Raw genomic sequence first — 11,989 nt, forward strand, 5'->3', positions numbered from 1 at the left:
AGGAATTAGCAGTATGAAAGACTTTAAAAAAAGTACTGTTTATCAAATATATCCTAAATCATTTAATGATTCAAATGGGGATGGAATAGGCGATTTAAATGGAGTAATAAACAAACTAGATTATTTAAAGGAATTAGGGATTGATTATATTTGGCTTACTCCTTTTTATGTATCACCACAAAAGGATAATGGTTATGACGTAGCTGATTATTATAATATAGACCCTTTGTTTGGGACTAATGAAGATTTTGATAAACTTGTTAAAGAAGCTAAAAAAAGAAATATTAATATAATGCTTGATATGGTATTTAACCATACTTCAACAGAGCATAAGTGGTTTAAGAGTGCTCTAAATGGAGAGGAAAAGTTTAAAGACTTCTATATATTTAAAGAAGGTAAAGAAGATAAACCACCAACTAATTGGCAATCAAAATTTGGAGGGAGTGCTTGGGAATATATAGATAAATTTGATGAATACTATTTGCATTTATTTGATAAGACACAAGGAGACTTAGATTGGACCAATTCAGAAGTTAAAAACGAAATATACAAAATAGTAAACCATTGGATAAACAAAGGTGTTAAAGGATTTAGATTTGATGTTATAAATTTAATTTCAAAACCAGAAAAATTTGAAGATGATACTATGGGCGATGGAAGAAGATTTTATACAGATGGTCCTAATATACATAAATATTTAAAGGAATTAAATAAAAATACTTTCGGTAAATATAACGATATAATAACAGTTGGAGAAATGTCCTCTACAACTATAGATAATTGTATTAAATATTCAAATCCGGATGAAAAAGAGTTATCTATGGTATTTAACTTTCATCATTTAAAAGTCGATTATGATAATGGTGATAAATGGACACTTATGAACTTTGATTTTAAATTATTAAAATCTATCTTCAAAGAATGGCAAGAAGGTATGGAACAATGGAATGGTTGGAATGCAGTATTTTGGTGTAACCATGATCAGCCAAGAATAATTTCTAGATTTGGAAATACTGATAAATATCATAAAGAAAGTGGAAAAATGCTTGGAACTTGTATTCATATGATGAGAGGAACACCATATATTTATCAAGGTGAAGAATTTGGAATGACAAATCCTAATTTTAATTCAATAGATGAATATAGAGATATTGAATCTAAGAATTATTATGATATTTTAAAAGCAAATGGTGTTAATGAAGAAGAAATATATAAGATATTAGCATCAAAATCAAGAGACAATTCAAGAACCCCTATGCAATGGAATGATAAAAATAATAGTGGATTTTCAACTAGCGTACCTTGGATACCAGTAGGTAAATCTTATAAAGAAATAAATGCAGAAAATGCATTAAAAGATAGTGATTCTATATTCTATCATTATAAAAATCTTATAAAGATTAGAAAGGAACATGATGTTGTTTCAAATGGATCATTTAATATGATACTTGAAGAACATGAAAAAGTTTTAGCATATACTAGAGAATATAACAACGAGAAATTAATAGTTTTAAATAACTTTTATGCTGAAAAGACTGAGGTATTATTACCACATAATCTTTTATTTAAAAATTGTAGAATATTAATTTCAAATTATAAAGATAGTATGGATTTAAATGATAAAATTTTACTTAGACCATATGAATCTGTTGTTTATATTGTTGAGAATTAAGTATATATTATGTTAAAATGTTTATGGTGATAAATTATGGCGAGTAAATATTTTAATATATATAGTGAAATTGCAAATAAAATAGAAAATGGGATATTTAAAGCAAATGATGAAATTTCTTCAGAAAGTGATCTTATGAAAGAATATAAAGTTTCTAGAGATACTGCAAGAAAAGCATTAACTTTGCTTGAGGAAAATGGATATATACAAAAGATAAAAGGTAGACGGTCTTTTGTGTTAGATATAAATAAATTTGATTTTCCTGTATCAGGTGTAGTTAGTTTTAAAGAAATTGCAGATAAACTAGGACCAAATTCTAAAACTAAAGTTGAAGTTTTAAAATGTGTTCATCCAAATGAAAGTATGAGTAGAAAACTAGAATTAAGCTCTAAGGATAAGGTTTGGAAAATAATAAGATCTAGAAGCATCGCAGATGAAAGAATAATCTTAGATAAAGATTATTTAGTAAAAAAATATGTTGAAAATATCACTGAAGAAATATGTGAAGAATCTATTTATAAGTATATTGAAGATGAACTTGGATTAAAAATAGCTTATGCAAAAAAAGAAATAACTGTTCAATTTGCAACAGAAGAAGACAAAAAGTATTTAAATATGAAAAACTTTAATATGATTGTTGTTGTTAAAAGTTATACTTACTTAGATGATACAAGTCTGTTTCAATATACTGAGTCTAGACATAGACCAGATAAGTTTAAATTTGTAGATTTTGCAAGAAGACGTAAATAAAAATTAGAATGATTTATTAAATAATTAAAAACTCTTAGGTGTTATTTTCAGAAATATAACCTAAGAGTTTTTAATTTGTATTTGTAATTTAGATTTGTTATTAGGAATTAAATTGGATATAATACATTTGAAGAAACTTATAAATACAAATTAAATATCTAAATATACATGCAATATGTTATATTAGATTTACTTATAAAGTAGAGACTTACAAGGGGGTGCAAAATGTGAAAAGAATTAATATATTAAATGAAGATACAGCTAATAAAATTGCAGCAGGTGAAGTAGTAGAAAGACCTGCATCAGTAGTAAAGGAATTAGTGGAAAATGCTATAGATGCAAATTCTAAAAATATATTAATAGAAATAGAAGAGGGTGGAAGTTCTTTAATAAGAATTATTGATGATGGAGATGGCATTTATAAAGAGGATATAGAGAAAGCTTTTTTGCCTCATGCCACAAGTAAGATAAAAGAGTCTGAAGATATATATAGTATTAACACATTAGGTTTTAGGGGGGAAGCTCTTCCATCTATTGCATCAGTAGCTAGAGTTAATTTAAAAACAAAACAAGAAACTGAAGAATGTGGATATGAAATTACAATAGAAGGTGGAAAATTTTCAGAAGTTACAGAATGTGGAGTTAATAAAGGAACTATAATGGAAGTAAGGGATTTATTTTTCAATGTTCCAGCAAGAAAAAAGTTTCTTAAAACAACATCTAAAGAATCATCTTTAATTAATGATATTATAACTAGAATAGCTTTATCTAACCCTAACATTAGTTTTAAACTATTTAATAATGGGAAAAAGATTGTTCATACATATGGTAATGGCAACATGAAAGATGTTATAAGAACTATATATGGTAAAAGTATAGTTGAAAATGTATTATATTTTGAAGATACATCCGATATTGCTACTATTTATGGTTACGTAGGAAAAGAGGATATTGCTAGAGGTTCTAGGAATAATCAAAGTATTTTTGTAAATAGCAGATATATAAAGAATAGAAGTTTAGGAATTGCAGTAGAGCAAGCATTTAAATCATTTTCTACTGTAAGTAAGTTTCCTTTCTTTATATTATTTATAGAAATATACCCTGAATATATAGATGTGAATATTCATCCAACTAAATCAGAAGTAAAGTTTAATGATGAACGTTTTATTTTTAAAAAGATATTTGGTGCTGTTCATACATCTTTAAAGGAAGAAGTTTTTAGTACATTTTCAATACCTGAAGAAGAAAATGAAGCTACTCGTAAGAATGCTAACTTAAATATTGAAGAAATAACCTTTAAAATTGAAGAAGAACAAGAAAAAGTTAAACTTAATACTAATCATTTGTCACAAAAGAACATATGTTCTACACACGAGGATAATAGCATAAATAATCATATTTATGATGAAAAATACAAAAAAGACACTGATATTCATAATAAGATTCCTTTAAATGTTAATATTCCAGTTGATTTAAAAAGTGATCACATTAAATTAGAAGATGATGCTAATAGTTGTTCTAATAAAGAAGTTATTTGTGACAATAATGAAGTAAATTATGAAACCTCTTATACATCTAACTCTAATAAGTATGAAGATAGCTGTAAAGGTGAGAAATATAAGGAAAGTAAATCAAAAACAATAGGAACATCAGAATTATTAAAAGAAAAAATTCCAAAGTTTCCTGCTATAAAAATTATTGGTCAATATAATAAAACGTATATATTAGGGGAATATGCAGGAACTCTTTATATGATAGATCAACACGCAGCTCATGAAAAAATAATGTTTGAAAAGTATTTAAATGATATAAATTGTGGAGATATAATAATACAGCCACTTATGATACCAACAGTAATTGATTTAAGCATGGATGACTACTCGTATTTTGAAGAAAACAAAGATGTATTTAAAGAAGCTGGTTTTACTATTGAAGAATTCGGTGGCACATCTATAGCATTAAAAGAAGTACCTTATTTTCTAGGTAAACTAAAACCTAAGAATTTATTTTTAGAAATATTAGATAATCTTAAAAATTTAGGATCAGGTAAAACTACTGAAGTTAAATATAATGCTATAGCAACTAAAGCATGCAAATCAGCAGTAAAAGGAAATGATTCTTTAGATGAGTTAGAGATGGTTAAATTAATAGAAGAGTTACGGTATATAGATGATCCTTTCCATTGTCCTCACGGAAGACCAACTATTATTCAATTTACTAGTACAGATATAGATAAAAAATTTAGGAGGATTGTTTAAATAATGAAACAAAAGATTTTAGTTCTTGGAGGTCCTACAGCTGTTGGGAAAACAGAACTTTCAATAAAACTTGCAGAAAAATTAAATGGAGAGATACTATCAGCAGATTCAATGCAAATATATAAGAAAATGGATATAGGTTCAGCTAAAGTTACAAAAGAAGAGATGAAAGATATAAATCATCATATGATAGACATTGTTTCTCCAGAAGAGGAATTTTCAGTTGCAGATTTTAAAAATATAGGTGAAAAAGCAATAAAAGAAATTATAGCTAAGGAAAAGCTTCCTATGATAGTTGGAGGAACAGGACTTTATATAAATTCTTTAACTTGTAATGTTACTTTTACAGAATCTGAAAAAGATGATGAGTATAGAACTTATCTAGAATCACTTGCAGAAGCTAATGGTAATACCTATGTTCATGAAATGCTTAAAGAAATAGATGAAATAAGTTATAGAGAGATACATCCTAACAATAGAAAAAGAGTAATAAGAGCTCTTGAAGTTTATAAAATTACTGGAAAGCCATTTAGTTCATATAATGTAGGTGATGATTTTTATAAAACAGATTATGATGTATTTTATTATGTATTAACTATGGATAGAGAAAAGTTATATAATAGGATTAATAAGCGAGTAGAAATCATGATTGAAAATGGACTTATTGATGAATGCATAGAATTAAAAAAACTTGGATATACTTCTGATATGCAATCTATGCAAGGAATAGGATATAAAGAAATATTTTATTACTTAGATAAAAAAATCTCATTAGATGAAGCTATTAATTTGATAAAGCAGGGTTCAAGAAATTATGCTAAGAGACAATTAACTTGGTTTAGAAGAGATCCTAGATGTACTTTTTTAGATAAAGATGTATTGTCTGATGAGGAAATATTAAGCAAAATTGTTGATGACATAACAAATAACTAGGTTTATAATGGTATAAAGAGAATTAATAAAATGGAGGTAAATATGGTTTTATGAATAAGCAACAGAATAATCTGCAAGACATATTTTTAAACAGTGCAAGAAAAAACAAAATACCTGTAACAATATATCTTTCAACTGGTTTTAAACTAAATGGAACTGTAAAAGGGTTTGACAGTTTTACTGTTATTTTAGATAGTGAGGGTAAACAAATGCTTATATATAAACATGCAATAACCACTGTAACTCCAGAAAAACCAATTTTATTTGTAGATAATGAAAACTAAAATAAATAGGCAATTATTTGCCTATTTATTTTTGAGGAAATATACTTGTAATACCTAGGAGGAGAATATAAAAAAATGTTAAAGAAAACAGAAGAATTTTTAATTAATAATTACAATATTAGTGAAGAAGCATTTAAATTATATAAAAAAGCTTTAAAAGAGACTGAAGATATATTTGTACAGTACGATGAAATAAGAGAATTTAATCAACTTAAAGTATTAAAAGCCTTTCAAGAAGAAAGAATAAGTGAATCACATTTTACTAATACAACAGGATATGGTCTTGATGATTTTGGAAGAGATACTTTAGATAGAGTTTATGCTAGAATATTTAAAGCTGAAGCAGGTTTAGTTAGACCTAATTTCGTAAGCGGAACTCATGCTATTGGTGCTGCTATGATGGGAAATGTAAGACCTGGTGATAAAATACTTTGTGTTTCTGGAATGCCTTATGATACTCTTTTAGGAGTATTAGGACTTGCTGACAAAAAAACTAAAGGTTCATTAGATGAATACAATATAAAAACAGATGTTATTGAATTAGATGAGAATGGAAAATTTAAATTCGACAAAATTAAAGAGACATTAAAAAATGATAAAGCTATAAAACTAATACATATACAAAGAAGTACAGGATATGCTTCTAGAAAATCTTTCTTAGTTTCAGAAATTGAAGAAGTAATAAAATGCATAAAAGAAGTAAGAGAAGATGTTGTGATTTTTGTAGATAATTGCTACGGAGAATTTATTGAAGCTATTGAACCAACAGAAGTTGGAGCAGATCTTATGGCAGGATCTCTTATGAAAAACATAGGTGGCGGTATTGCTCCAGGTGGTGGATATATAGTTGGTAAAAAAGAATATGTTGAACAAGCCTCTTATAGATTCACTGTTCCAGGAATAGGAGGCGAGTATGGCCCAACTTATGGACTTATGAGAAGTTTATATCAAGGATTATTTTCAGCACCACACGTTTCTATGGAAGCTGTAAAAACAGCAATATTTTGTGCTAAAACAATGGAGCTTGCTGGCTTTAAGGGATTCCCTGCATCTACTGATAAGAGAACTGACATAATACAAGCTATAGAATTTGGTGATCCTAAAAAATTAATTCAATTTTGTAACGGAATTCAAGCAGCTTCACCAATTGATGCATTTGCTGTGTGTGAACCATGGGCAATGCCAGGATATGATAGTGAAATAATAATGGCAGCTGGCGCATTTATATCTGGATCAACAATTGAATTGTCTGCAGATGGTCCAATAAGAGAACCTTATATAGCTTATATGCAAGGTGGATTAAACTTTGATCATGGTAAAATAGGAATTTTAATAGGATTAAGTAAAGTACTTGAAGTAAAATAATTTATATAATAAATATTTCATGCAAAAAAGCTGAAATACTAAGATATAATGTTTAGTATTTCAGCTTATAAATTTTCAAAAATAATTTAATTAAATCTATTAATTTAGTAATATTTAAAATTGAAGTAACTAAATTAATATGATCTAAATATACCAACTAATTTACCCAAAACAGAACAATTATCAACCATTATCGGGTCCATAGAATCATTTTCTGGTTGTAGTCTTATATGATCTTCTTCTTTAAAAAATCGTTTAATTGTTGCTTCTTCATCTATTAAAGCAACAACAATATCTCCATTTAATGCAGTCTTACAGCTTTCAATAATTGCTAAATCATTATCTCTTATGCCAGCATTAACCATACTTTCACCAGATACTCTTAACATAAATAATTCATTATCATGTTTTATATAATCAAGCGGTATCGGAAACGAGTCTTCTATATTTTCAGTTGCAAGTATCGGAATACCTGCAGTAATTTTACCAACTATAGGTATGTTTATCATTTCTTTTTTATCTCTATTATTTTTAACTATTTCTAATGCTCTTGGTTTCGTTGGATCTCTTCTAATTAATCCTTTTTTTTCTAATCTTTTTAAATGACCATGTACAGTAGATGTAGATCTTAATGAAACAGCTTCGCATATTTCTCTTACTGAAGGTGGATATCCCTTATTTTCTATATATAATTTTAAAAATTCATAAATTTCCGTTTGTCTGTCCTTACTCTCTATCATTAATATTACACCTCTCTATCTTATTGTTATTATAACATAGGTTTTATAATATAACAAACTTATGTTCTGTATGTTTTGAAGATTAAAGTTAATATTTTATTTGATTTAAATTTATGGTTTTGATATAATGGAATGACAATTTCATTATAGAAATGAGGGTACTTAATAATGACAAATAAATATAATGATGATGATTATTGCGATATATATGAAAATAAAATATGTGATAATTGTGGTAAATGCTTAGAAATAGATGGTGTTGATATTAAAGCTATAAAAATAGAAGAAATTTCAAAAACTAAAGATGAAAATAAGATTTTAGAAGAAGAATTTTTTAATAACTTAAAATCATCTCTTGATGAAGATCAAATGGAAGAATTAGAACAAAATAATTTAAACTTAAAGGATATTTATTCTAAATTCATTGAATCTAAAGGGTTAAATTGTGATGAATTTAAGCTTACTGAAGAAACAGAATATGAAGATGCATTCGATCATATTGAATATTTAGATGATAATGAATTATTTAATGATGATAATATAGAAGAACTTACAGAAGAAGTATATCCTGGCGTAAGAAAATTCAAAAATAAAGCATAAAAATGTATATATATCCTTTTTAACACAAACTATTGTTGAAATAGTTGTGAAAAAGAGGTGTAACTTTTATGAAAAAAATCAATTTTATCATTAGCAGTATTGTTTATATCAGTCTTTATGGTTGGATGTAGTAATATGAACAATAAAGCAACAGGCAATAGCATTAAAAGTGCTGCGAGCAAAATAAACCAAGGAATTAATGAAGTTGGGCAAGAGTTTCACTTTGATAAATAATTTGGAAATTTATTCATTTAAAATCGTACCGGATGAAATAGCTTTGTGTTATGAGTTATTTCATCTTTTTATTTATATTAGTTTACATAATGTTTGTTATGTTAAAAAAATAGCAGTTTTAACGAATGTGAATATATTAAGTTTTTTTTGGTAAACTAAATTAGAAGATTAATTAGAAATGAGGTGTAAGATTTATGAAAAGAAAATCAATTTTAGCCTTACTATTGGCTACATTGCTATCATGTTCAATGTTTATAGGATGTGGATCTAATAATTCTGATGATTCTAAAACAAACATGAAAGAAGCAGGAGAAAATGTTAAAGAAGATGTTAAGGATTTAGGTAATAACGTTAAAGATGCAACAAAAGATGCTGGGGAAACCATAAAATATACAGCAATAAACTTTAAAGATGATGTAGTAAATGCTGGTAATGAACTTAAAGATGCAGTAAATGGAAGTAAAAAAGATTATTTTAGTGGAACAGAAACTGACTACATGGTCGGAAATGATTATGTTAGAGTTTATGAATATGATGATTCTAATAAAATTGATGAAGATATAAAAAGAATATCTGATGATGGAATGAAAATAGAAGGAGCCACTGTAGATTACAAAACTAAACCTAATTATTATAAAAAGGGGAATACTTTGGTTGTATATGAAGGTAATGATCCAACCTATGTTGCTCAATTTAAAGAAACCTTAGGAAATCCTATAAGATAATAAATATAAATTACAGTATAAATATTATGTAAAGTAATTTACTTATAATTTTAAAATCTCTATTATTATAGTCTAAAAATATAATAATAGAGATTTTTCATAAAGTAGGAGAGAATTCTTTATAATTTTGATAGTGGATTTGATTTTACTGCATCTCTTAATGTATCATCATCAACATGAGTATAAATTTGAGTAGTGGAAATATTTTCATGGCCTAATATATTTTGAAGACTTCTTATATCCACATCTCCATACTTATACATAAGTGTAGCAGCAGTATGTCTTAATTTATGAGGAGTATATTTTTCATCTGTTAACCCTGCATTTTTTGCATGTTTTTTAATCATTATCTCAACTGTTCTTTGATTTATTGGTTTATTATGAGAAGATAAGAATAAAAATTTTTTGTATTCCGGCAAGGTTTTAGAATCATCCCTAACTAACATATAATTTTCAATTGCTTTTAAGCAAGCATCATTCAAATAAACTGTACGTTCTTTATTACCTTTACCTATGATAGTTAAAATATCATTTCTGATTTTTTCAATTAATATTCCACACAATTCTGAAAGACGCATTCCACAATTTAAAAATAGAGTTAATATACAATAATCTCGAGCGTAATTTTTATTATTTTTATCCAAAGATCCAAGTAAATGTATGCTTTGATCTAATGTAAGATATACAGGGTGTCGTTTATTTATCTTAGGGGATTCTAGCTCTGTTGTAGGGTTGTCCACAATTATTTTAGCTTTTCCTTGTAAAAACTTAAAAAAAGATTTTAAAGTAGCAACTTTTCTAGCTCTTGCATAAGCGCTGTTATTTCTATATTTTTCAATGAAAGACATAAAGGCATATAGATCTCTAAGCTTTATACCTTTTAAAAAATCATCATCAATATCTCTAATATCTATTTCTTCGAATTCTATATTTTTATCTTTAATAAGTCCTCGATATAATTTCATGAATTTAAAAAAGATAGTTAAATCTTTTTTGTATGCAGCAATTGTATTTGTAGATTTATTTTTTATGGTTTCTAAGTAATTTAAAAAATCTATTACTGAATTAGGTAAGTCGTTGTTTTGAAAAAAATCAATATCATAATTCATATATTTTATCACCATCATTTATTATAATTTAAATCTATTTTCATAAGATTTAAATATATTATACCAATAAATGAATTTTTAATCAATTATTTCGGGAAATGTATATTTCCCGAAATAAAATTAAGCGATTTTTAGCATTAAAATTGATTTATTTGAAATTTTAACCTTGGTTTTAGATTTAATGCTTATTAAAATATAAATTTAATTTTGCGATTTAATTATCCATCTAACTTAAATTATTAACCAATAAGCTAAATTATATACTTTTAATTTTATGGACATTTATCAGTCTTGTATTTTCATTTAGATAAGAATTATTATCCATGAATAATTTTATTCCTTAAATTGTAAAAATAATTAAATTTTTAATGATTGTTATTTAGTAAACTAATCACTAGAATTCTCTTTGATTTTCCTTAAAATATAAAGTTTTACACATATTATAATATTGAATTTGTATCAAAAATTGAATTTGAATTTTCCTTTATTCTAGGAATTACACTTTTTGTTGTTTTTCAAATTCTATTTTTAAAATAGAAGTAGAATGAAAAATTGGACAAAAATACAATATAATATATAATATATATGTATTTACTTAGAATTTTTTATATAAAATTAATAGGTAGATGAATTAAATAAAAATCGATAGATATGGTCTAATGATTTTTATTCAGTAATATTTTATTTATATAACAGGAGGAAAAAATTATGGCAAAAGAAAGTAAAACTAATGCTATGAGAATTTTAGACAGCAGTAAAATAGAATATACCACTTATAACTATCAAAATAAAGATGGAAAAATAGATGGTGTAGCTGTTGCGCATAAAATAAATAAGGATGAAAATGAAGTTTTTAAAACCTTGGTCACTCAGGGACATTCTAAAGAATTTTATGTATATGTTGTTCCAGTTGCAAAAGAACTGGATATGAAAAAAGCTGCAAAAGCCGCATCTGAAAAAAGTATTGAAATGATTCATGTTAAAGATATTAATAAAATAACAGGATATATAAGGGGTGGATGCTCTCCTATTGGAATGAAGAAAGCATTTAAAACTTTTATTCATAATACCGCTTTAAATTGTGAAACAATAGTATTTAGTGGTGGTAAAATTGGATCTCAAATTGAAATGAATCCAAGGCAATTAGACAATATACTAGATTGTACTTTTGTAGATATAATCAAATAGATTATATTAGTAGATGATAAATAATTCAATTATATTTTGATAATTATCTGTATTTAATGCTATTTATATTTATTTGGTGTAAACAAACTTAGAAAGTGCCATTTTTGCGTACATAGAACATATGTTCTATG

The 11,989-nt window shown here is 26.1% G+C and carries 12 protein-coding genes; 10 read left to right on the top strand and 2 right to left on the bottom strand.

The genetic code is table 11. The features are described from left to right. Positions 1-13: 13 nt before the first annotated feature. From treC to NG904_RS07800, 6 genes are all read left to right on the top strand, one after another. The gene (gene treC, locus NG904_RS07775; RefSeq protein WP_252230894.1) at positions 14-1,672 is read left to right on the top strand and encodes an alpha,alpha-phosphotrehalase; all 1,659 of its coding nucleotides are present in this window, start codon (positions 14-16) and stop codon (positions 1,670-1,672) included. Between the two features lie 36 nt (positions 1,673-1,708). Next, positions 1,709-2,422 (top strand): trehalose operon repressor, encoded by a 714-nt coding sequence (gene treR, locus NG904_RS07780; protein ID WP_252230896.1) that lies wholly within the window; start codon positions 1,709-1,711, stop codon positions 2,420-2,422. A gap of 227 nt (positions 2,423-2,649) precedes the next feature. Then, a complete protein-coding gene (gene mutL / locus NG904_RS07785) occupies positions 2,650-4,680 on the top strand; it encodes a DNA mismatch repair endonuclease MutL (protein WP_252230898.1) in 2,031 nt (676 codons plus the stop codon). Between the two features lie 3 nt (positions 4,681-4,683). Next, the gene (miaA, locus tag NG904_RS07790) at positions 4,684-5,613 is read left to right on the top strand and encodes a tRNA (adenosine(37)-N6)-dimethylallyltransferase MiaA (protein WP_252230900.1); all 930 of its coding nucleotides are present in this window, start codon (positions 4,684-4,686) and stop codon (positions 5,611-5,613) included. Positions 5,614-5,663: 50 nt separating this feature from the next. Further along, the gene (gene hfq / locus NG904_RS07795) at positions 5,664-5,897 is read left to right on the top strand and encodes an RNA chaperone Hfq (protein ID WP_252212260.1); all 234 of its coding nucleotides are present in this window, start codon (positions 5,664-5,666) and stop codon (positions 5,895-5,897) included. A 75-nt stretch (positions 5,898-5,972) separates the two neighbouring features. After that, positions 5,973-7,262, top strand: a complete 1,290-nt coding sequence (locus tag NG904_RS07800) for a methionine gamma-lyase family protein (RefSeq protein WP_252230901.1) — start codon at positions 5,973-5,975, stop codon at positions 7,260-7,262. Positions 7,263-7,396: 134 nt separating this feature from the next. Here NG904_RS07800 and lexA read toward each other — a convergent pair whose 3' ends face one another. After that, positions 7,397-8,002 carry a transcriptional repressor LexA gene (gene lexA / locus NG904_RS07805; protein WP_252230903.1) on the bottom strand — a complete coding sequence of 202 codons (606 nt, stop codon included), beginning with the start codon at positions 8,000-8,002 and terminating at the stop codon, positions 7,397-7,399. Positions 8,003-8,170: 168 nt separating this feature from the next. On the opposite strand from lexA, the gene NG904_RS07810 reads away from it, so the two are divergent. The 3 genes from NG904_RS07810 to NG904_RS07815 all read left to right on the top strand — a co-directional run bounded on the left by NG904_RS07810 (position 8,171) and on the right by NG904_RS07815 (position 9,561). Beyond that, positions 8,171-8,602, top strand: a complete 432-nt coding sequence (locus tag NG904_RS07810) for a hypothetical protein (protein ID WP_252230905.1) — start codon at positions 8,171-8,173, stop codon at positions 8,600-8,602. 99 nt (positions 8,603-8,701) lie between these two features. Next, positions 8,702-8,836 (top strand): hypothetical protein, encoded by a 135-nt coding sequence (locus tag NG904_RS17280; RefSeq protein WP_286674321.1) that lies wholly within the window; start codon positions 8,702-8,704, stop codon positions 8,834-8,836. A 194-nt stretch (positions 8,837-9,030) separates the two neighbouring features. Beyond that, positions 9,031-9,561: a YtxH domain-containing protein gene (locus NG904_RS07815; protein ID WP_252224362.1), complete on the top strand. Its 531-nt coding sequence runs from the start codon at positions 9,031-9,033 to the stop codon at positions 9,559-9,561. A 119-nt stretch (positions 9,562-9,680) separates the two neighbouring features. On the opposite strand, the gene NG904_RS07820 is transcribed toward NG904_RS07815, so the two are convergent. Further along, positions 9,681-10,670, bottom strand: a complete 990-nt coding sequence (locus NG904_RS07820; protein ID WP_252230907.1) for a tyrosine recombinase XerC — start codon at positions 10,668-10,670, stop codon at positions 9,681-9,683. Between the two features lie 708 nt (positions 10,671-11,378). Between NG904_RS07820 and ybaK the strand changes: the two genes are divergently transcribed. After that, positions 11,379-11,858 (top strand): Cys-tRNA(Pro) deacylase, encoded by a 480-nt coding sequence (gene ybaK, locus NG904_RS07825; RefSeq protein ID WP_252230909.1) that lies wholly within the window; start codon positions 11,379-11,381, stop codon positions 11,856-11,858. The last annotated feature ends 131 nt before the right edge of the window (positions 11,859-11,989 follow it).

Source organism: Clostridium sp. ZBS15, assembly GCF_023845705.1.
GTDB lineage: Bacteria > Bacillota > Clostridia > Clostridiales > Clostridiaceae > Clostridium > Clostridium aquiflavi.